Annotated in this window: 17 protein-coding genes; 13 read left to right on the forward strand and 4 right to left on the reverse strand. The window is 65.8% G+C overall.

Translation table 11 applies throughout. The features are described from left to right. Window positions 1-3 precede the first annotated feature (3 nt). Window positions 4-3330 (forward strand): AfsR/SARP family transcriptional regulator, encoded by a 3327-nt coding sequence (locus tag Q7514_RS20335; protein WP_456239148.1) that lies wholly within the window; start codon window positions 4-6, stop codon window positions 3328-3330. A gap of 46 nt (window positions 3331-3376) precedes the next feature. On the opposite strand, the gene Q7514_RS20340 is transcribed toward Q7514_RS20335, so the two are convergent. After that, complete coding sequence (locus Q7514_RS20340) at window positions 3377-4207, reverse strand: ABC transporter permease (RefSeq protein ID WP_330135077.1); 831 nt, start codon at window positions 4205-4207, stop codon at window positions 3377-3379. Then, complete coding sequence (locus Q7514_RS20345; protein ID WP_330135078.1) at window positions 4204-5190, reverse strand: ATP-binding cassette domain-containing protein; 987 nt, start codon at window positions 5188-5190, stop codon at window positions 4204-4206. The genes Q7514_RS20340 and Q7514_RS20345 overlap by 4 nt, the downstream gene beginning before the upstream one ends. A 141-nt stretch (window positions 5191-5331) precedes the next feature. Between Q7514_RS20345 and Q7514_RS20350 the strand changes: the two genes are divergently transcribed. Together Q7514_RS20350 and Q7514_RS20355 are read left to right on the forward strand one after the other, a co-directional pair. Then, on the forward strand, window positions 5332-6669 hold the full coding sequence (locus Q7514_RS20350) for a DNA polymerase IV (RefSeq protein WP_330135079.1): 1338 nt from the start codon (window positions 5332-5334) through the stop codon (window positions 6667-6669). Between the two features lie 142 nt (window positions 6670-6811). Beyond that, entirely contained in the window at window positions 6812-7312 is a 501-nt protein-coding gene (locus Q7514_RS20355) for a hypothetical protein (RefSeq protein ID WP_330135080.1), read from the forward strand. A 98-nt stretch (window positions 7313-7410) separates the two neighbouring features. Here the strand turns inward: Q7514_RS20355 and Q7514_RS20360 are convergent, their stop codons facing one another. Continuing rightward, window positions 7411-8367, reverse strand: coding sequence for a hypothetical protein (locus Q7514_RS20360; RefSeq protein WP_330135081.1), 957 nt, complete (start codon window positions 8365-8367; stop codon window positions 7411-7413). A 66-nt stretch (window positions 8368-8433) separates the two neighbouring features. On the opposite strand from Q7514_RS20360, the gene lspA reads away from it, so the two are divergent. The 10 genes from lspA to ilvA all read left to right on the forward strand — a co-directional run bounded on the left by lspA (window position 8434) and on the right by ilvA (window position 21665). Further along, window positions 8434-9111: a signal peptidase II gene (lspA, locus tag Q7514_RS20365; RefSeq protein WP_408016139.1), complete on the forward strand. Its 678-nt coding sequence runs from the start codon at window positions 8434-8436 to the stop codon at window positions 9109-9111. Between the two features lie 14 nt (window positions 9112-9125). Next, window positions 9126-10034, forward strand: coding sequence for an RluA family pseudouridine synthase (locus Q7514_RS20370; RefSeq protein ID WP_330135248.1), 909 nt, complete (start codon window positions 9126-9128; stop codon window positions 10032-10034). 3 nt (window positions 10035-10037) lie between these two features. Continuing rightward, on the forward strand, window positions 10038-10676 hold the full coding sequence (locus tag Q7514_RS20375) for a hypothetical protein (protein ID WP_330135082.1): 639 nt from the start codon (window positions 10038-10040) through the stop codon (window positions 10674-10676). Window positions 10677-10685: 9 nt separating this feature from the next. Beyond that, entirely contained in the window at window positions 10686-11606 is a 921-nt protein-coding gene (rarD, locus tag Q7514_RS20380) for an EamA family transporter RarD (RefSeq protein ID WP_330135083.1), read from the forward strand. A gap of 104 nt (window positions 11607-11710) precedes the next feature. After that, window positions 11711-15250: a DNA polymerase III subunit alpha gene (gene dnaE / locus Q7514_RS20385; RefSeq protein ID WP_330135084.1), complete on the forward strand. Its 3540-nt coding sequence runs from the start codon at window positions 11711-11713 to the stop codon at window positions 15248-15250. A gap of 251 nt (window positions 15251-15501) precedes the next feature. Beyond that, window positions 15502-17511, forward strand: a complete 2010-nt coding sequence (locus Q7514_RS20390; protein WP_330135085.1) for a TerD family protein — start codon at window positions 15502-15504, stop codon at window positions 17509-17511. Window positions 17512-17636: 125 nt separating this feature from the next. Then, on the forward strand, window positions 17637-17717 hold the full coding sequence (locus Q7514_RS33230; RefSeq protein ID WP_408016149.1) for a hypothetical protein: 81 nt from the start codon (window positions 17637-17639) through the stop codon (window positions 17715-17717). A 326-nt stretch (window positions 17718-18043) separates the two neighbouring features. Further along, entirely contained in the window at window positions 18044-18478 is a 435-nt protein-coding gene (locus Q7514_RS20400) for a nitroreductase family deazaflavin-dependent oxidoreductase (protein ID WP_330135086.1), read from the forward strand. A gap of 7 nt (window positions 18479-18485) precedes the next feature. Further along, window positions 18486-20252, forward strand: a complete 1767-nt coding sequence (locus tag Q7514_RS20405; RefSeq protein WP_330135087.1) for a pyruvate dehydrogenase — start codon at window positions 18486-18488, stop codon at window positions 20250-20252. A 93-nt stretch (window positions 20253-20345) separates the two neighbouring features. Then, a complete protein-coding gene (ilvA, locus tag Q7514_RS20410) occupies window positions 20346-21665 on the forward strand; it encodes a threonine ammonia-lyase IlvA (RefSeq protein ID WP_330135088.1) in 1320 nt (439 codons plus the stop codon). Between the two features lie 16 nt (window positions 21666-21681). Here ilvA and Q7514_RS20415 read toward each other — a convergent pair whose 3' ends face one another. Then, window positions 21682-21975 carry a hypothetical protein gene (locus tag Q7514_RS20415; protein ID WP_330135089.1) on the reverse strand — a complete coding sequence of 98 codons (294 nt, stop codon included), beginning with the start codon at window positions 21973-21975 and terminating at the stop codon, window positions 21682-21684. Window positions 21976-22073 lie beyond the last annotated feature (98 nt).

A 22073-nucleotide genomic window follows, 5' to 3' on the forward strand; every position in this document is an offset into this window, starting at 1 on the left:
GCACTGGTATCGGCGGAGGTGCACCACGATTCGAACGACCCCATTGCGGCAGCCTTCACCGGCGTCGAAGTGGCCCTGTTGGGTGAGGTGGCGACGCGTCGCGGCGACGAACTGGTCCCGCTGCCGGGCCTGCGTGCCCGCAGTCTCCTCGCGGCGCTGGCACGTCGGCCCGGACGCTCGTGCAGTTCCCGGTCGCTGATCGAAGAACTGTGGGGCGACGAGCCCCCGCGCTCACCGACGAACGCGTTGCACACCCAGATCTCCCGGCTCCGCGCTGCGCTACCCGACGGTGTACTCGAGAGGGGCCCCGCCGGGTATCGACTCGCCCTCGACCGGATGCAGGTCGATCTGACCTTGGTGCGAGCATGCGAGCAACGCGCGCAGCAACAGCGTGCGGACGGAGATCTCTCCGGCGCCGTGGCGACCGTGCGGAAGGCACGGACTCTGTGGCGCGGCGAGCCGGGTGCGGATCTGGCGACAGGTGACCTCGCCCGCGAGATCGCCGATGAGGCCACTGCCCGTGCAGTTGCTCTCGATGCCGTGGAACTCGCCGCGACAGTGGCGATGGGCGAACTGGAGCAGGCGTTGCCGCTGGCTCGTGCAGCCGCTGCGCGGGCGCCCGTCGACGAACAGGTCCACGGCCAGTTGATGCTGGTGCTCGCCGGTCTCGGGCTCGACAGCGAAGCCCTCGAGGTGTTTGCCGGACTCCGCACCAGGCTTGCCGACCGGCTCGGTGCCGATCCCTCATCCCGGTTGGTCGACCTCAATACGGCGATCCTGAAGGGGGAGTCACCGAGGTTCGCCTCGACGCCGGCGGACGACGCGGAGACACACGCACGGACGCACCGCGCGCTCGAACCGGAACATGGCGCGGCGCCGATGATTCCGCGTTCCGTCGGACTGCGCGCAGCGCCCAATGCGCTGCTCGGGCGCGAAGCAGATCTGGCCGAAGTCGAGCGCCTTTTGGCAGATGCGCGCGTGGTCACCGTGCTCGGTCCGGGTGGCACAGGAAAGACCCGTCTCGCGCACGAGATCGGCCTTCGGGCAGCACGAGATGTCCCGGTAGCGCTGGTCGAGCTTGCTCCGTTGCGCAACGGAGCCGACGTGGTCGCCGCGATCAGCTCCGTCCTCGGGATCGGTGAGGTCGAGCTGACTCCCGGGACGGTGTTGACCAGAGCGCGGGTACACGACGCGCGTGACAGGTTGCGCGAGGCACTCTCGTCGCGTCCGTCGCTGCTGATCGTCGACAACTGCGAACACCTGATCGACGACGTTGCCGAGGTCGTCGCGGACCTGGTCGCGGCCAGTGGGCAGCTGACGGTGCTCGCCACGAGTCGCGCTCCGATGGCGATCACCGCCGAGGCCGTGTACCCGCTGTCTCCGCTTGACATCGCGGAAAGTGGATCACCCGCAACGGAGCTCTTCGGTATCCGAGCGAAGGCCGTGCGCCCGTCGGTGCGGTTGGATCCCGCGGAAGTGGCACGGCTCTGCCGCACTCTCGACGGTCTTCCGCTCGCGATCGAGTTGGCCGCCGCGAGGGTGCGTACCATGACGGTCGAGGACATCAATGCCCGGCTCACCGACCGGTTCACGCTGCTGCGCTCGGGGGACCGCACGTCACCCCATCGACACCGCACCCTATATGCGGTCATCGAGTGGAGCTGGAATCTCCTCGAACCCGATCAGCAGGCAGCGCTGCGCCGGTTGTGCAGGTTCCCGGCGGGCTTCACACTCGATGCCGCCGTCACCGTCGCGCAATGGGGTGAGGTCGCCGATGCGGCATTCGCGATCGAGGGGCTGGTGGCCCAATCGATGCTCACCGTCGTCGAGGAACGAGCAGGTCTGCGCTATCTCATGCTCGAAACCGTCCGCGAGTTCGGAGAGGAACAGCTGTCCCGCGGCGACGAAGAGGTCGTCGTCCTCGACCGGACGTTCGACTGGGCGGACGAGTTCTGCCGCGGTGCCGTGCGCAGGTTCCTCGGCGGCGACCAGACCGCCGTCTCACGCGTGGTCGATACCGAACACGACAACCTGCTCGCCGTATTGAGACAGGCGCTCAGCAGCGGGCAGGACCGGGTGGCACTGACGGTGTTCCCGGTCCTCGGCATGCTCTGGACCTTGCGCGGCACGCACTCCGAGGTGCTCGCCTGGTCTCCCCGGATCCTCGCCCTCGATCCCCGGGGCGCGGGAGCCCGTGCGGTACCGGGAAACCTCCTCGCATTGAGTTACTTGCTCGTCGCCACTGTCCTGTCGTTCAGCGGCGTCAGTCGCGAGCTTGCCCTCACCCGTATCCGGCTCCGCGAAATCGTCCGGACCCGAGACGATCTCGAACCCATGATCGCCACGGGCGCCGCGCTGCTGGTGCTTCCGGTGTCCGGCCGGGGTGTCGCGCGTGCGCTGGCCGTCGCGGTGCGGCACCCCGACCGGGCGTCCCGTGGCGCTGCGCTGATCGTGCGGGCCAACCTGCGGGAGAACAACGGAGACCTGTACGGCTCCGGAATCGACGGGCGGGCGGCGCTCGAGCTCGCCCTGGCTGCGGGGGAGGAGTGGACGGTGTCGATGGTGAATCAGCACCTCGGCAGCATCGCCGCGCAGTCGGGCCGTTACGAGGAGGCAGTGGCCTACTACCGTGACGGTGCCGAACAGTTGCGGGAACTGCACGCATACGACGAGTCCGCAGCTCTGCACAGCTATATTGCTGCTGCGCTGGTCGGTCTGGGGCGCATCGACGAGGCGCGCCGCGAGTTGGATCAGGTCGGCGACCCCGACGACACAACCGTGCATGATCGGAATCAGGGAACGGCAGCACTCGCCGCGAGCCGCGCCGAGGTGGACCTGGCGTCCGGTGACATCGACGCAGGACTGCGCGGCTACCGGTCCGCGCTCGCGCTGATGGGATGGCCCGACACAGGCATCGACGACATTCCCGACCCGTTCGGGACGTTGGTCGTGTCGGCGACCATCGGCGCTCATGTGCTCGCCGGTCGCGCAGCCGAAGCACGGGACGTCGTCGACTGGCTCGGAACGAGGATGAGGGAAGACCTCGGTCAGGAGGGTTACCGCGACCTGCCCCAGATCGGGGCAGTGGCGTGCGCGGTCGGCAGTTTCGATGTCGCGACCGGATCCGAGAGTGGATTGCGGTTGTTGGCGTTGTCCACGAGGGCAATTCCGCGGCAGGACTTTCCGTCGATGAAGGTGTCGCGGCATCTGGACCTTGCCCGTGTCGCCCTCGGCGCCGTGCGTGTCGAGGAGGCACTCGCCGGGGTCGCGGGATTGCCCCGTCATCTCGCACGGCCCTCGATCCTCGAGGCGCTCGGTGACCGCCAGTAGTGCAGGCCCACAGGGGTCCTGCATCACTTGCGGGTGGTGGGCAACATCACGCCTCGCGCATGTACGCGCGTACGGCCAATGGTGCGAACACCACCACGATGATCGCGGCACCGACCAGCGACCACACCAGAGGCATGCCGACCTGACCGTTGTTCACCAGATCTCGGACGGCTGTCACCAGGTGTGAGACCGGGTTGATGCTCACGAATGTCTGCATCCAGCCAGGCATCGTGTCGGCGGGTACGAATGCGTTGGACATGAATGTCAGTGGGAACAGTACGAGCATCGAGATGCCCTGCACAGCCGACGCCTTGTTCATCAGCACACCCATCAGCGCGAAGATCCAGCTGATCGAAAAGGCGCAGACGACGACCAGCAGGCCGGCGGCCACGACCCCGATGATGCCGCCTTCCGGTCGGAATCCCATCGCGTACCCCATGACGAAGGTGATGGTCGTTGCAATCGCGTACCGGACGATATCCGAGACCAGAGCGCCCGCCAGTGGCGAGATGCGGGCAATGGGAAGGGATTTGAAGCGGTCGAAGACCCCCTTGTCCATGTCTTCGCGTAGTTGGGTGCCGGTCACGACCGACGCGGTGATCACGGTCTGGACCAGGATGCCCGGGATGATGATCGGGAGATAGGACGCGACGTCGCCGGCAATGGCTCCACCGAAGATGTAGGTGAACATCAACGTGAAGATGACCGGCTGGATCACGACGTCGAACAACTGCTCGGGGTTGTGCTTGACCTTGACGAGTCCGCGATATCCCATCGTCAAGGACTGCGCCACGGTGTCGCGCAGCCCGACGTGGCGCGCAGTGGGGAGCGGACGGGAGGCGGCGCGGGGTCGTTCGGTGGCAAGAGTGGTGGTCATGCGACGCTCGATTCGTTGTCGGGGGTGACTGCCGGATCGGCGTCGTGCCCGGTGATGGTCAGGAACACTTCGTCCAGGCTGGGTTTGCTGACTGTGATCTCGTCGACAACGATGCCGTTGTCGCGCAACCTGATCAGCAACTCCGGGGTGATCGAGGTGTCGGTCAGGGGCGCGGTGAGCCGGGCCGCCTCAGGGCTGACGGCGACGTCGGCGCCCAGGGCTTCGGTGAGTAGCACGCGGGTCGCCTCGACGTCCGCGCGGTCGACCAGGGACAGTTGCAGCGACGACATCCCGACCGACGCCTTGAGGTCGTCGGCGGTGCCGTCCGCGATCACACGGCCGTGATCGATCACCGCGATCCGGTCGGCGAGTTGATCGGCCTCGTCCAGGTACTGGGTGGTCAGGAGCACTGTGGACCCTTCGGCGACGAGCCTGCGGATCGTGTCCCACATCTGGGCGCGGGTTCGCGGGTCGAGGCCGGTGGTCGGCTCGTCGAGGAACAACAGTGGCGGCTGTGAGATGAGGCTGGCGGCCAGGTCGAGACGACGACGCATACCGCCGGAGAAGTACTTCAGTGATTTGCTCGCGGCGTCCTCGAGCGCGAACTCCTCGAGCAGCTCGTGGGTCTTTCGCCGGGAGTCGGCGCGGCTCAGACCCAGCAGGCGCGCGAAGATCATCAGGTTCTCGGTCGCGGTCAGATCCTCGTCGACCGACGCGTACTGTCCGGTGACGCCGACCAGCGAGCGCACAGCCGTCGGTTCCGCGACGACGTCGTGCCCGAAGACCCACGCGTTGCCGGCGTCCGGTCGCAGCAAGGTGGCGAGCATACGGATCGTCGTGGTCTTGCCCGCGCCGTTGGGACCGAGCACGCCGTAGACGGAACCGGTCGGGACAGTGAGGCTGACGCCGTCGACGGCAGTGAATGCGCCGAAACGTTTGACCAGCCCGTCGGCCTCGATGGCAGGGGGAGACGAATGGTTCATGCGTGGTGCCCTTCGGATCGTGGTTGCTGATGCCACTGTCCGCGCACCCGATTGCACGCCCCTTGCGTGTCTCTTGCGTCGTGCTTGCGCGTTCGAACGCCCGGGAACCAGTGTGTCGGCGTGGCCCTCTAACCTGGGGAGATGACCACCGCCGCGAACCGGCGCTGGGTCCTCCACGTGGACCTCGACGCCTTCTTCGCGTCCGCCGAGCAGCTCACCCGGCCGACCCTTCGGGATCGGCCGGTCCTGGTCGGCGGTCTCGGGGCGCGGGGGGTCGTGGCAGGCGCAAGTTACGAGGCGCGCGAATTCGGTGCGCGTTCGGCGATGCCGATGAGCCGTGCACGCAGGCTCGTCGGGGCGGGTGGCGTGGTGCTCCCTCCCCGCGGGGTCGTGTATCGGGAGCTGAGCATCGCGGTGTTCGACACGCTCCGTTCCCGCGTGCCCGTGCTCGAGACACTCTCGCTCGACGAGGCGTTCGGCGAACCGGCCGAACTGGCCGGGGCGTCCGCCGAGGACGCCGACCACTTCTGTGCGGAGCTGCGGGCCGAGGTCCTGGCGAAGACGGGTCTCGTGGCCTCCGTGGGTGCGGGCTCGGGAAAACAGATCGCAAAGATCGGGTCGGGCCTGGCCAAGCCTGACGGCCTGCTGGTCGTGCGGCCCGAGGAAGAACTCACGCTGCTGCACAGCCTGCCCGTGCGCAGTCTGTGGGGCATCGGTCCGGTGGCCGAGGAGCGGCTACGCAAGCTGGGGATAGACACCATCGGCCACCTTGCGGCATTGCCCGTCACCGAAGCCGCCTCCATTCTCGGCACCACCATCGGCCCCGGCCTGCACAGGCTCGCGAACGGACTCGACGACCGCCCCGTGGTCGAACGCGCCGAGGCCAAACAGGTCAGCGCCGAAACCACCTATCCGACAGACATCGTGGCGCTGACGCACCTGCGGCGCGCGGTGGCTACCAGTGCGACTGCTGCACACCAGCGGCTACGCAAGGATGGACGTGCCGCGCGGACGGTCGTCCTCAAACTGCGCAAGTCCGACATGTCGATTCTCACCCGGTCGACGACGTTGCCGTATTCCACCGAGGACGTGCAGGTTCTCACGGCCGCAGCTCAACGTCTCGCTCTGGATCCACTCGAGGTCGGGCCCATCAGGCTCGTCGGCGTCGGTTTCGCGGGGTTGTCGGCCATTGCGCAGGATTCGCTGTTCCCGGAACTCGATTCGCTCGAACCGGAGCCGTCCCAGGAGGACCCGGTCGGCGACGGCGTATCCGAGCCTGCGCAGGAGCCGGATCGGCGGTGGAGGCCCGGAACCGACGTCCGGCATCCGGATTTCGGACACGGCTGGGTTCAAGGGTCGGGCCACGGTGTCGTCACGATTCGGTTCGAGACGAGGTCCACCGGCCCGGGACCTGCACGGACATTGGACGAGGCAGATCCGTTGCTGGACCACGCCGATCCACTCTCGAGCCTGCAGTGATACGTGTTCCAGCTGCCCTCATGTTGCTCTCGATACCGCCGGGTACTCTTGCGGACGACCCGCCTGTCGCGGTGGACCCATCCGTTGCTGGATGACCGAGCACGAACGTCGTGTTCGTTCGAGAACGAGAAGGACGAGAATTTTGAAGCTTCGCAAGATCACCGTCGCTACGGTGGCGCTCGCCGCCGCCCTCACGATGACTGCCTGCAGCTCGGACGACGGAGGCTCGACCGAGACGACCGCGGCAACCTCGACGGCAGAGACCACGACGTCGGAGGCCCCTGCGTCGGACTACCCGCCGGTGCCCACCGTCGAGGAACTGCAGACCATGCTCGACCAGGCCTTCGACGGCAGCATCCCGGCCGAGGAGAAGCAGAATCTCGTGCAGGGTGCAGAGCTCGACCCGACCCTGATCGATCAGGTTGCGGCAGCTGCGCAGCAGGCCGGAGCCCAGGTCACCATCATCGACATCAACGACAACGAGGACGGCACCGCGACCGCCGGGATCGAGACCACCATCGGTGATCAGGTCTCCACGGGCACGGTCATGTTCGTTGCTGAGGACGGCTACTGGAAGCTGTCGCAGGACAACGCGTGCGCGATCGTGTCGCTCGCGGCTCTGCAGACGCCTGCGTGCCCGTAATTTCCTGAGCACGACCTCACTTCGTGAGATGACGAGGGTGGCCGACGCGGAGATCCGCGTCGGCCACCCTCGTCTCGCCGGCTACGTGGTCGTGCCGCTCAGGCTTCGGGAGTGTGCCAGCCGACCCGGTCCACCTGCGACTGCGACAGCCGGGTCGCTCCGTTCGGGTCGAGATAGGTCTGATCGCCGCTCACCGTGAAGTCACCCTGAATGGGCAGTGGCTTGCTCGGGTCGATCGTCAGAGTTCCGTCGCCGGCCATCGTGTATTGCTCGACGGACAGCTGCCCCTGCCCGTTGGGCAGCATCCACGTCGACTCCTGCGGAATCTGTTCGACACGAATGTCCACTCGCACCCGGTTGTCGTCGCGCGAGACGAGAGTGGCCGTGCCGACCTGATCGATCGTGATCCCGGCGCTCATCACCTGCTGGTGGCTCTCCCACACTGCGCCCACACCGATTGCTTCGTCGGGGAACGCCACCATCCGGTAGACCGCTTGGTAGAAGGCCTGTTCGAGCGCCGAGCGCGCGACATTGGGTACCGCGGTCCCGGGCTCGAGGCGTAGAGCACTGACCGCGCCGTTGGGGCCCATCGTCAACCCGGCCCCGGATCCTCGGACTTCGGTGAGGGATGTCTCGAGGTGGGGGTCTGGGGTACTGACATCGCCGAGGACGAGATCGACCACGGTGCCGGGCGCTCCATCGGAAACCGATTCCGCGACCGTGGCGGACAGTGGTGTCGTCAGTTCGGGCGTGGAGAAGTCCTGTGCCGCTTGATCGCCGATCTGCTGATGAACCTCGGAGCGTGTGGTCAGGATCACACTCTGTTCGGTTCCGGTCGCGGGCGTCAACCGCACCACTTCGCGGGGTTCGGCTCCCGCATCGAGAACTGTCGCGGTCACAGCGGACACGGGCACAGTCACCTCGGCCGAGGACGCGGCGGTGACGGCGGGAGTGCCGTCAGGGGTGTCACCGCATCCCGTGACGAGGGCAGTGAGCGACAGGACGGCGGCGAAGGCGCACGGCCTCGTATAGGTGAATCTCGACAGCACAGGCACGTCACCCAGGGTAGCCACGACGGGCGCGATGGCCGCTTCGTCGGCCGTGTAGGGGATGATGGCGGGGTGAGTGACGAAGCTTCCCGGCCCGATCCTGCGTTCGGTGCGCCGGAACCGCCTGCACAGGATCCCCCGGTGACAGTGCCGGCGGGACCGAGGCGGCTGCGCAATCTGCTCGTCGTGGCATTCGTGATCTACGTTGCCGATCTGCTCACGAAGATCGCGGCGGTCCACTACATCGACCCGTTCGACCCGATCTCGGTCGTCGGCGACACTGTGACGCTGACCCTGATCCGCAACCCCGGCGCCGCGTTCTCGATGGCGACGGGCATGACGTGGGTGCTGACACTGGTGGCGATCGGTGTCGTCATCGGTGTGATCAAGGTCGGGCGGACGCTGCGCTCGCTCTGGTGGGCACTGGGACTGGGATTGGTGCTCGGCGGTGCCCTCGGGAATCTCACCGATCGGCTGTTCCGCTCGCCCGGGCCCCTGCAGGGGCACGTCGTGGACTTCGTCTCGGTCGGATGGTGGCCCGTGTTCAACGTCGCCGACTCGGCGATCGTCTGCGGCGCGATCCTGCTCGTGGCGTTGACCGTGTTCGGGATCGAACCGGACGGAAGCCGTGCGAACTCGGGGGACAGCCGTGCGAACTCGGGGGACGTAGCGGAATCTGCAGACGCTGCCGACCCGGAGAGCACACAGGACACCGAATCGGGAACCGACAGAAAGGAAAAACGTCAGTGAGAGAAACCCGGGCGATGCCCGTACCGGACGGGCTCGATGCAATGCGTGTCGATGCCGGACTGGCCCGTCTGCTCGGCTTGTCCCGGACGGTGGTTGCCGCACTCACCGAGGAAGGCTCCGTCATCATGGACGGCGCCCCCATGGGCAAATCGGATCGCCTCTCGGCCGGATCATGGCTCGAAGTGGTCCTGCCCGAGCCTCCACGGCCGCTGACCATCGAGGCGAAGCCCGTCGAAGGCATGGAGATCCTCTACTCCGACGACGACATCGTCGCCGTCGACAAGCCGGTCGGTGTGGCCGCGCACGCGAGTGTCGGCTGGACCGGGCCGACGGTCATCGGTGGTCTGGCCGCCGCGGGCTTTCGCATCTCGACCTCCGGTGCCCACGAACGGCAGGGCATCGTGCACCGGCTCGACGTCGGCACGTCGGGTGTCATGGTCGTCGCGACCTCCGAGCGGGCGTACACCGTGCTCAAGCGAGCGTTCAAACAGCGCACCATCGACAAGCGGTACCACGCCCTCGTGCAGGGCCACCCGGATCCGAGTAGCGGCACCATCGATGCCCCGATCGGCCGGCACCGCGGCAGCGACTGGAAGTTCACGGTCACGGCGGACGGCAAACCGAGCATCACGCACTACGACACCGTCGAGGCATTCCAGGCGGCGAGCCTGCTCGACATCCACCTCGAGACCGGCCGGACCCATCAGATCCGCGTGCACTTCTCCGCATTGCGGCACCCGTGCTGCGGTGACCTGACCTACGGCGCCGACCCGCGTCTTGCGGCTCGCCTCGGACTGGAACGTCAGTGGCTGCATGCCCGCTCCCTCGGATTTGCGCATCCGACCCGCGGGAACTGGGTCGAGATCACCAGCAAGTACCCGGCCGATCTCGAGAATGCCCTCGACGTGTTGCGCAACGCCTGAGTCATGGCTCGGATCCTCCCGTGGTTGGCGACGGCCGCGTTGGTGCTCGCGGTGCTCCTCGCTGGTGTCCTCAATCCGGTCCGTCCGGCGTCGGTGAGCACCGACGCGCTCGGCCCCGACAACGGCGAACAGGTCTCCGACTATCTGGGCCGGGCCGAGTCGGGTCTCGTCGAGCTCGGGTCCGAGCCGAGTTGGGCGCTTGTATCCTTCGCCGAACCGATGGATGTCGAAGCGGTAGCCTCGCTGCCCGGTTACGTGCGCGTGGCACAGGTTCTGTTTCGGGTACCGATCGACCGCGTGCAGACCCCGCTCGTCACCGTCGCCGTGTCGGCGCATCCGGAGGCGCTGCAGCGCGCTCCGCTCGTGGCGGCGGGGCGACTGCGCGGCGCCGCGGCGGGAAGTGATCGCGCGGCTCGGATCGCCATGATCTCCGCTGATCGACTCGCGGCCGGCTGTGCCTGTGTGGTGGGGATCGTCGTACGGGGCGCCGGCGACCAATTGAGAGAGGTCGCCACCGCCCCCGGAGTCCGGGCGATGGAAGCGTTGCCGCCGGACGCCGTGGCCGGAAGGTTCTCGGTGAGGCCACTGTTGCCCGAACATATCGACACGGTGGCGCCCGGCGCCGACGACGGCGAGCCGTAGGAGCGACGATTGTCCACCGAACCACATGACCCGAAGGCCACCGGTGTGCTCTGCGGCATCGGCGCGTATGCCACCTGGGGATTGTTTCCGGCGTTCTTCGGACTGCTCGCGCCCGCAGGGGCGGTGGAGATCCTCGCCCATCGCGTGGTGTGGACGCTCGTCCTGATGCTGATTCTGCTCGCGGTTCTCGGTCGGCTCTCCGGCCTGCGTCATCTCGGAGCGCGGACCTGGGCGCTCGTTGCGGCAGCCTCGACGGCGATCGCCGTCAACTGGGGTGTCTATATCTACGCGGTGGTCTCCGGTCAGGTCATCGAAGCGGCACTCGGATACTTCATCAACCCGCTCGTGAGCGTTGTGTTCGGTGTGTTGTTCTTCCGCGAGCGGCTCCGGCCCGCGCAGATGGTGGCGTTGATCGCGGCGGCCGTCGCGGTGATGGTGATCACCTTCGACTACGGGCGTCCGCCGTTCCTCGCGCTGATTCTCGCATTCTCGTTCGCGTCCTACGGCGTGATCAAGAAGATCGTGCCCCTCGACCCTCGGACGTCCCTGGCGGGGGAGGGCGTCGTGGCAATGCCTCTCGCGGCGGCCTATCTCGTCTTTCTCGGTGTCACCGGTACAGGCACCTTCTTCGGGCACGGCGCCGGGCATTCGCTGTTGCTGATGTCGGCGGGTCTGGTGACCGCGGCGCCGTTGTTGCTGTTCGGGGCCGCTGCACATCGGGTGCCGCTCGCCACGATGGGCATGCTGCAGTACCTCACCCCGAGTCTGCAGATGGCGTGGGGCGTCCTGGTCCTGCACGAAGACATGCCCGCTTCGCGGTGGATCGGATTCGCACTCATCTGGGCGGCACTGTTGGTGTTCAGCATCGATGCGCTGATCCGCGTGCGGCGTGAGCGCGGCCTTCGGGCTGCCACGACGAGGGACGAGTAGCGCGCATCACCGGTGTGCCGTCGGACACCGGTGTGCCTGTCGGATCACGTCGTAGGGAGCGCCTAGACTCGTCGGTGCCCACAGACTTTCCGGGAGAGGCACGCGTGGCTGACTCGTTCGTTCATCTGCACAATCACACCGAGTACTCGATGCTCGACGGCGCCGCAAAGCTCGGTCCGTTGTTCGACGAGGCGCAACGGCTCGAGATGACGGCGGTCGGCATGACCGACCACGGAAACATGTACGGCGCCAGCGAGTTCTACAACCTTGCGACGAAGGCCGGGATCAAGCCGATCATCGGGATCGAGGCGTATGTCGCACCGGAATCGAGATTCAACACCAAGCGTGTGAAGTGGGGCGATCCCAGCCAGAAGTCCGACGACGTGTCGGGTTCCGGTGCCTACACGCACATGACGATGGTCGCCGAGAACGCCACCGGGTTGCGGAACCTGTTCAAACTGTCCTCGCTCGCGTCCATCGAGGGTCAGCTCGGTAAGTGGGCCCGCATGGACGAGGAGCTCATCGCCACGCACCACGAGGGGATCATCGCGACCACGGGGTGCCCCTCGGGGGAGATCCAGACGAGGTTGCGGCTCGGCCACGACCGCGAGGCCCTCGAGGCCGCCGCGAAATGGCAGGAGATCTGGGGCAAGGACAACTTCTTCCTCGAACTGATGGACCACGGGCTCTCGATCGAGCGACGCGTCCGCGAAGGGCTTCTCGAGATCAGCAACAAACTCGGGATCCCGCCACTGGCCACCAACGACTGCCACTACGTCACCAAGGACGCCGCAGAGAACCACGAGGCGCTGCTGTGCATCCAGACCGGTAAGACCCTGTCGGATCCCACCCGGTTCAAGTTCGACGGCGACGGCTACTACCTCAAATCCGCGCAGGAGATGCGTGAGCTGTGGGACAGCCAGGTGCCCGGTGCGTGCGACAACACCGTGCTGATCGGCGAGCGCGTGCAGTCGTACAAGGAGGTGTGGGAGCACCACGATCGGATGCCGATCTTCCCGGTTCCGGAAGGGGAGACGCAGGCCAGCTGGCTGCACAAGGAAGTCATGCGCGGCCTCGACCGCCGATTCCCGCACGGGCCCGTTCCCGAGGAGTACCTGCGGCGCGCCGAGTACGAGATCAGTGTCATCAACGAGATGGGGTTCCCGGCGTACTTCCTCGTCGTCGGCGACCTCATCAACCATGCACGTGAGGTCGGGATCCGTGTCGGCCCGGGTCGTGGTTCTGCCGCCGGCTCGCTTGTGGCATACGCGATGGGTATCACCAACATCGACCCCATCCCGCACGGACTGCTGTTCGAGCGATTCCTCAACCCCGAACGCGTGTCGATGCCCGATATCGATATCGACTTCGACGATCGCCGTCGCGGAGAGATGGTCCGCTACGCCACCGAGAAGTGGGGCAGCGACAAGGTCGCGCAGGTCATCACGTTCGGCACCATCAAGACCAAGGCCGCGATCAAGGACGCTGCGCGCGTCCAGTTCGGTCAGCCGGGCTTCGCCATCGCCGACCAGATCACCAAGGCACTTCCTCCGCCGATCATGGCCAAGGACATCTCGGTCTCCGGCATCACCGACCCGTCGCACGAGCGGTACAAGGAAGCCGTCGAGGTCCGATCGCTGATCGACTCGAACCCGGACATCGCGAAGATCTACCAGACCGCGAAGGGTCTCGAAGGCCTGATCCGCAACGCGGGTGTGCATGCGTGTGCGGTGATCATGTCGTCCGAGCCGCTCATGGACGCGATCCCGCTGTGGAAGCGCGCGCAGGACGGCGCGATCATCACCGGCTGGGACTACCCGTCATGCGAGGCCATCGGTCTGCTGAAGATGGACTTCCTGGGTCTGCGCAACCTCACGGTCATCGGCGACGCGATCGACAACATCCGGGACAACCGGGAGATCGAACTCGATCTCGACACGTTGCCGCTCGAGGATCCGGCGACCTACGAACTACTCGCCCGAGGCGACACACTCGGGGTGTTCCAGCTCGACGGCAGCGCGATGCGCGATCTGCTGCGTCGTATGCAGCCGACGGGCTTCGAGGACATCGTCGCGGTGCTGGCCCTCTACCGGCCGGGCCCGATGGGCATGAACGCGCACAACGACTACGCCGACCGTAAGAACGGGAGGCAAGAGGTCAAGCCGATCCATCCGGAGCTCGAGGAGCCGCTCAGGGAGATCCTCAAAGACACCTACGGCCTGATCGTCTACCAGGAGCAGATCATGCAGATCGCTCAGAAGGTGGCCGGCTACTCTCTCGGACGCGCAGACATCCTGCGTCGCGCAATGGGTAAGAAGAAGGCGGAGGTGCTCGCCGCAGAGTTCGAGGGTTTCGAAGCCGGCATGCTTGCCAACGGCTACGGCAAGGACGCGATCAAGGCGCTGTGGGACACGATCCTCCCGTTCGCCGGATACGCATTCAACAAGTCACACGCCGCAGGCTACGGCCTCGTGTCGTTCTGGACGGCCTACCTGAAGGCGAACTATCCCGGCGAGTACATGGCCGGTCTGCTCACCTCCGTCGGCGACGACAAGGACAAGGCGGCCGTCTATCTGTCCGACTGCCGCAAGATGGGTATCACCGTGCTGCCGCCGGACGTCAACGAATCGCACACCAACTTCACCTCGGTCGGTGAGGACATCCGGTTCGGGCTCGGCGCCGTCCGCAACGTCGGCACCAACGTTGTGGCGTCGATCGCAAAGGCACGTGAGGAGAAGGGCCGGTACACCGACTTCTCCGACTATCTCGGCAAGATCGATACGGTCGCGTGCACCAAGAAGGTCACCGAATCGCTCATCAAGGCGGGCGGATTCGACTCGCTGAAGCATCCCCGCAAGGGACTGATGCTCGTGCATGCCGACGCCATCGACGCCGTGATGAGCACCAAGAAGGCCGAGGCCATCGGACAGTTCGACCTGTTCGGTGGTGCCGACGCCGACGAATCGGTGGCGTCCGTGTTCAACGTCCGGATCCCCGACGAGGAGTGGGACAGCAAGCACCTCCTCGCGCTCGAAAGAGAGATGCTCGGCCTGTACGTGTCCGGCCATCCGCTCAACGGTGTCGAGCACGTCCTCGCGTCGCAGGCCGACACTCAGATACCGGCGATCCTCGAAGGCGGCCTCAAGGACGGTACTCAGGTGACGGTGGGCGGCATTCTCGCCTCCGTGAACCGCCGCATCAACAAGAACGGCCTCGCGTGGGCGTCCGCGCAGCTCGAGGACCTCACCGGTGGTATCGAGGTGCTCTTCTTCCCACAGTCGTACGCGGTGTACGGCATGGACGTCGTCGAGGACTCGGTGGTGCTCGTCAAGGCACGCGTCTCGATCCGTGACGACCGGATCTCGCTGATCGCCAACGATCTTGCGGTACCGGATCTGTCCCAGGTGGGGGTGGCAAAACCGGTGTCGGTGGCGATGCCGACCCGGCTGTGTACCCCCGACAAAGTCGGTGCACTCAAGAATGTGCTGACCAGGCATCCCGGTACTGCGGACGTCCACGTGCGGCTGATCACCGGCAGCAAGGTGACTCTGCTCAAGCTCGACGAGAGCCTGCGTGTGGAACCCTCGTCGGCTTTGATGGGCGACCTCAAGGCGTTGCTCGGCCCGAGCTGTCTGGCGACCTGAGCGCGTCCGTCAGGTACACCGCGACCGTCGACCCTGCAATGCGTTGTAGTCACGCTGTAGGTGCTGCGAGCATTCAGCGGAACTGGTGACGTGAATATCGTCGGCACCGGACGAAAAAGCGCACAGGTGCGGTGACGGTGCTGTCGTTCACGTGGATGACACCGGTTCTGCGGAATCTCGGAGATACTGGCGCTTCGGCTGACGGTACAACACCTGCCACTTGGTGCCCGCAGGTGAAGAGGGGGGTTCCGATGGAGTTTCCGATGTTGTCCAAGGGCCAGAACCTGTCGCTGCGTGCTGATGTGCAGCAGATCGATGTGGTGCTCGGGTGGGCTGAATCGGGTGTCGAAGTCGATGCGTCGGCGTTGCTGCTGAATGCGGACGGGAAAGTCCGGTCCGATTCAGACTTCGTGTTCTACAACCAACCGGAATCCGCGGACGGCTCGGTCCGGTTCCTCGGTGTCAGTGCGACAGCGGAAGGGGCGCAGGCGCGTATCGCGATCGACCTGGCGGTAGTCCCCGCAGACGTGCACTCGGTTGCGCTCGTCGGGAGTGTCGACGCCGGTGCCTTCGGTGATCTCGGAAAGCTCGCTCTGCGCGTGGTCGACGGCGCCGGGCACACCTTGGCGGAACACGTCACCGCCGATGCCACCACCGAGTCTGCATTCGTATTCGGCGAGGTGTACCGCCGGAGCGATCAGTGGAAGGTCCGAGCGGTCGGCCAAGGCTGGGAGTCCGGGATTGTCGGGTTGGCAACCGATTTCGGTGTCGACATCGATGACGCGCCGGACTCGGACGTCACCATGTCCGTCGCCGAGCAGACCACCGCCGCGGCGGAATCACCCGAAGATGCAGCACCGCTCTCGGAACCTGCTGAGCCGGCCGCAGCGCCGAAGGAGAAGGCCCGGGGTGTCCGGACCGCCAAACGTGTAGTGAAGAAGTCGAAGCCGATCGAGTTCACTCTCGCCGAGAACGACGCCTGGCAACCGGCGCGGTTGTTCTCGGTTGCGGGTGTCGGCAGCGGTGAGGAGCAGGAGCGACGCGCGACGTCGGCGCTGGTGGCAACTATGCAGGCGGTACGGCCCTTCGCGCGGGCGGTGTGCGCCCGAGTGGGCGCCCCGGCAGGGGCTTTCGAAGGTTATGTCGAGGTCCAGTACGAGCGGGGTGAGACGAAAGTGATCCCCGACGCGGTGTTGAAAGTGTCTCGTGGGAGCCGGCTGTGGACCGGTCTGCTCGAGGTGAAGACGGGTAGCGGCAAGCTGAAGAAGGAACAGCTCGAGAGCTACCTCGATGTGGCGCGCAAGAGGAAGTACGACGTCGTGGTCAGCCTGTCGAACGATATTCCCGCCAGTGCAGGGGAACTGCCGGTCGAAGTGGATCGTCGTAAGCTCACCAAGGTGGCGCTCCGGCACCTGTCCTGGACCGAAGTAACGCACGAGGCACGGATGCTGCTCTCGCATGGGGGAATCGACAGCGACCTCGAATCGTGGATTCTGTCCGAGTTCCTGCGCTATCTCGACCATCCGCGTTCTGGGACAGTCGGGTTCGTCGATATGGGCCGGCATTGGGTTACGGTGCGCGACGCGGTCACAGCGGGCACCCTCCGTGGCGGCGACCAGAAGGCTGCCACGGTGGCCGACACCTGGGTCTCACTCTCGCGTCATCTGGCGTTGCGGCTCACCGCTGAGCTCGGTGTGAACGTCAGACACATCCTGCCCCGAAAGTTCAACTCCGATCCGGCCGCCCGCAACGCAGCGGTCGCCGCGAGATTGGCCACTGATGGAGTGTTCGAGGCGGTACTCCGAATCCCGGAGACGGCCGGAGATCTGACGGTGATCGCGGATGTGCGGACCAACAAGATCCGCTGCCGCACCACCGTCGAAGCACCGAACGAGGGAACGTCCGGGCGCCGCGTGTCGTGGTTGCTCAAACAGCTCGATGGTGCGCCCGGCGACGTCCAACTCGAGGCTGTGTTCTCCGAACGAGGAAACGAGGCGTGTGATCATCTCGATGCGGTGCGCGCCGATCCGAAGGTGCTGACCGTCGGCCGCTCCGGCGACATTGTCTCGTTCGGTCTCGAACAGTCGTTCCCGATGGGCAGCCGGCGTTCGGGCACGTCAGCAAGCTTCGTCAGTAGCGTGACGTCGTCGACCGACGCATTCTACGGGACGGTGGTACAGAAACTGCGCGAATTCGTGCCGGCCGCACCGAAACAGACCGAACAGTCGAGGTCCGACACCTCTGATGCCGAGGCCGACTAGCCGGGACCCTGCCCGTGGCGACGTGGTGTGAACGTGGAGATGATCATCCGCCTGTTCAGGTAGCGGTGTCTCGAAGTGCAGTGTTTCGAAGTGCAGTGTTTCGAAGTGCAGTGTTTCGAAGTGCAGTGTTTCGAAGTGCAGTGTTTCGAAGTGCAGTGTTTCGAAGTGCAGTGTTTCGAAGTGCAGTGTTTCGGAGGCGGCGGTAGTACATCCCGCGTGCGAACCAGGTAACGGTCGCAGCAAGTGCGGAGCCGAGCACTGCTACCTGAAGATCGGTGGTGACGACGAACAGCACCAGCAGCGTCAGGGCGCCGAGGGTAAGCGCCTCGAGTTTGTAGAGCGGCCATTCGGTGCCGGCAATGTCGACACCGGCCACGCGAGTGGTCCTGCGCGGCGGCAGGTCGAGGGTCGTCATCGAGTGTTACCTCCGGTTGAGGAAAGTTCCCCTTCAGGGTAGACGCATAGAAGAATTCGGGTCAACGAACTCTCGGTCCGGGGTGTGGCGGGTCACGTCACGGTGTTCACTGGATGCATGCCTCTCACCGGAGAATACGAACCCAGTCCTTCGAAGTGGGCCGCCGATCAGGTCGAGACCTACGAGTCGTCGGGTGGCACCGCCGGTACCACCCTCAACGGGAAGCCCGTCGTCGTCCTCACCACACGTGGCGCCAAGACCGGCAAGTTGCGGAAGACCCCGTTGATGCGTGTCGAACACGAAGGTGAGTACGCGGTCGTGGCCTCGCTCGGAGGGGCACCGAAACATCCGGTCTGGTACTACAACGTCATCGCGAACCCTCAGGTGGAGCTACGGGACGGCACAGAGGTGTACGACATGGTGGCGCGCGAGCTGCACGGCGACGAAAAGGCGCTGTGGTGGGACCGAGCGGTGGCTGCCTTCCCCGACTACGCCGACTACCAGGCCAAGACCGATCGCCGGATCCCGGTCTTCGTCCTCGAACGGAAGTAGGTCGGCGATGGCCGCACCCACAGTCGCGGATCAGCTTGTCGGTCAACTCGTCGATGCGGGTGTCCGCCGGATCTACGGGATCGTCGGCGACAGCCTGAACCCGGTAGTCGATGCCGTACGCCGCACCGGCGGCACCGCGTCGGGCGGGATCGATTGGATCCATGTGCGCCACGAGGAGGCTGCGGCATTCGCAGCCGCCGCGGACGCGCAGCTCACCGGAGAGCTGGCGGTGTGCGCGGGATCGTGCGGGCCGGGCAACCTGCATCTGATCAACGGACTGTACGACGCGCACCGATCCGGAGCCCCGGTGCTGGCCATCGCCTCACACATCCCGACCACCCAGATCGGGTCCGGATACTTCCAGGAAACCCATCCCGATCGGCTGTTCATCGAATGTTCTGGGTACACCGAGCTGATCAGCGCCGCCGCCCAGGCCCCCCGGGTGCTACACAGTGCGATGACGCACGCGCTCGCCTGCCCGGGCGTTGCCGTCGTCACACTGCCAGGAGACATCGCGGCACTGCCCGCGGAGGGTTCATCGCCGCATCTCGTCCGCGCGGGTGCCCCGACCGTCGTTCCCGCAGATTCGGATGTCCGAGCGCTGGCCGAAGCCATCGACGGCGCCGACAAGATCGCGATCTTCGCCGGTGCGGGCGTTCGCGGTGCACGCGAGGAGGTTCTGAACCTTGCCGACACGGTTGCGGCGCCGATCGGACACAGCCTTCGCGGAAAGGAGTGGATCCAATACGACAACCCGTTCGATGTCGGAATGACCGGTCTGCTCGGTTACGGCGCCGCCCACGACGGTATGCACGGCGCCGACCTTCTGCTGCTCATCGGTACCGACTTTCCGTACGACCAGTTCCTCCCTGACGTACGGACAGCACAGATCGACATCGATGCGGGCCGGCTCGGCCGTCGCACCGACTTGGATCTCGCGGTGCACGGCGACACCGGTGCTACTCTGCGTGCTCTCGAGCCGTTGATCCGCAGGAAGACCGACCGGAAATTCCTCGAACGCACTCTCGAACGGCACCGCGGTCTGATGGAGAAGGTCGTCGGCGCCTACACGACCCCGGTGAAACAGCGGAAACCGATCCATCCCGAGTACGTCGCGTCCATTCTCGACGACGTCGCAGCCGAGGACGCCGTGTTCACGGCCGACACCGGCATGTGCAATGTGTGGTCGGCGCGGTACCTCAACCCGAACGGCCGTCGCCGTTTCCTGTCGTCCGCGCTGCACGGGTCGATGGCCAACGCGCTGCCCCACGCGATAGGCGCCCAGTTCGCGGCACCCGGCCGGCAGGTGGTCTCGGTCAGCGGCGACGGTGGCCTGTCGATGCTGCTCGGTGAACTGATCACCGTCGTGATGCATCGGCTACCGGTCAAGATCGTGCTGTTCGACAATTCGACGCTCGGCATGGTGAAACTCGAGATGCTCGTCGACGGACTCGCCGACTTCGGAGTCGATGTCCCGGCAATCGACTACGCGCGGGTTGCCGAGGCTCTCGGGTTCTACGCGCGTCGCGTCGAGGAACCCGCGGAAGTGGAGCAGACACTACGGGACGCGTTCGCGCATCCCGGTCCTGCGCTGATCGATGTCGTGACCGACCCGCTGGCGCTCTCGCTCCCACCGACCATCACCGGCGAGCAGGTGAAGGGATTCGCCCTGGCCATGTCGAAGCTTGTGATGAACGAGGGGGTGGGCGAAGCGGTGAAGATGGCGAAGTCGAACATACGCAACGTGCCGAGGCCTTCCCAGTTCCGATCGTGACCGTCTGTTGGAGGGGGTCGCGTGGGTGGTGTCCACGGCAAGTGGCAGCATTGAACGGTGACCTCCACCTCGCGAACCGTTGAACCGACCCATGTGACTGCCGTACCGACCGCGGCAGATATCGACATGGCGGCGGAGCGAATCGCGGAGGCGGTCTCGATCACCCCCATCGAACTGAGCCCTCGGCTGTCGGCTCTGACCGGTGCGCAGGTCTATCTCAAGCGCGAGGACCTGACGCGAGTGCGCTCGTTCAAGCTGCGCGGTGCCTACAACGCGATGGCCCAGCTCGATGATGGGGAACGTGCCGCGGGCGTCGTGACGGCCAGCGCGGGAAATCACGCGCAAGGTGTCGCGTATGCGTGTCGGACGATGCGAATCGAAGGCCGCATCTACGTGCCCGCGCGTACCCCGAAGCAGAAGCGCGACCGTATCCAGGTGCACGGAGGAGGGTTCGTCGAGCTGATCGCCGTGGGCGACACCTTCGACGCGGCCGCTGCTGCCGCTGCCGACGACGCGCAACGCACCGGCGCGACCATGATCCCGCCGTTCGACGACGTCCGTACTGCCGCGGGACAAGGAACCATCGCCCGCGAAATCGTCGAGCAACTCCCGGGCGACCTGGATGTGCTCGTCGTGCCGGTCGGCGGTGGGGGCCTGATCGCGGGAATCGCATCCTATCTGCGTGAGAGGTCGCCGCACACGGCGATCGTCGGCGTCGAACCCCGAGGTGCGGCGTCCATGACGGCCGCGCTGGTCGCGGGTGGCCCTGTGACCCTGCCCGAGGTGGAGCCATTTGTCGACGGTGCCGCCGTCAAGCGAATCGGCGACGTCCCGTATGCCGTGGTGTCGCAACTCGGCGCCGAGGTGGTGTCGCACTCGAGCCTGCCGCTGGTCGCAAACCTGCGTGCGGAAGGTCTGGGCCACGCTCCGTTCGGGATGACCCAGGTCGACGAAGGCGCGGTGTGCACGTCGATGCTCGACCTCTACCAGAACGAGGGGATCATCGCCGAGCCCGCCGGCGCGCTCGCGGTCGCAGCGCTCGAGGGACTGTCGATCGAGCCCGGCGCAACCGTCGTGTGCCTGGTGTCCGGCGGCAACAACGATGTGTCCCGGTACGGGGAGATCATCGAGCGTTCTCTCGTGCACCGGGGCCTCAAGCACTACTTCCTCGTGAACTTTCCTCAGGAGCCGGGAGCGTTGCGGCGTTTTCTCGACGAGGTGCTCGGACCCGACGACGACATCACCCTGTTCGAATACGTCAAACGCAACAACCGTGAGACGGGTGCCGCGTTGGTCGGTATCGAACTCGGTGCAGCGGAGGACCTTTCGGCGCTGTTGCATCGCATGGACGCATCGCCGATCGAAGCGAGCCGCCTCGAACCGGGATCACCCGCCTACCGCTACCTCACATAGGCTGTGACGCACCGACTCACCAGGGCATGCATACGAGCCACGGTCCGAACCAGAAGCAATTCGGACGCCAGAAGTTGCCGCGATTCCAATCGTTGTGGTGCCCGCGGTCCCAATCGCGATGGTTGCGGTCCTTGTTCCAGTTGTTGTCGTGGTGTCCTCCTCGATCGCGATCCCAGCCACGGTCGTTGTGTCTGACATCGACGACGCCCGGAGACGAGTCGGTCACCGGCGCCGCGGTGGCCACACCCACCGGTGTGAGGACAAGAGCAGTGGTGAGAAATGCGCTCGCCAGTACTTTCTTGGGTTCCATGACGATTCACCTCGAAAAAATTCGGCGGTATTCCTGACGGTACGCGCGTTCTCGAGGCCGGATCAAGGGTAACCGTGTGGTCAGATGTCCCGCGAGTC

Source organism: Rhodococcus artemisiae (genome assembly GCF_036327795.1).
In the GTDB taxonomy this organism is placed as follows: Bacteria; Actinomycetota; Actinomycetes; order Mycobacteriales; family Mycobacteriaceae; genus Rhodococcus; species Rhodococcus artemisiae.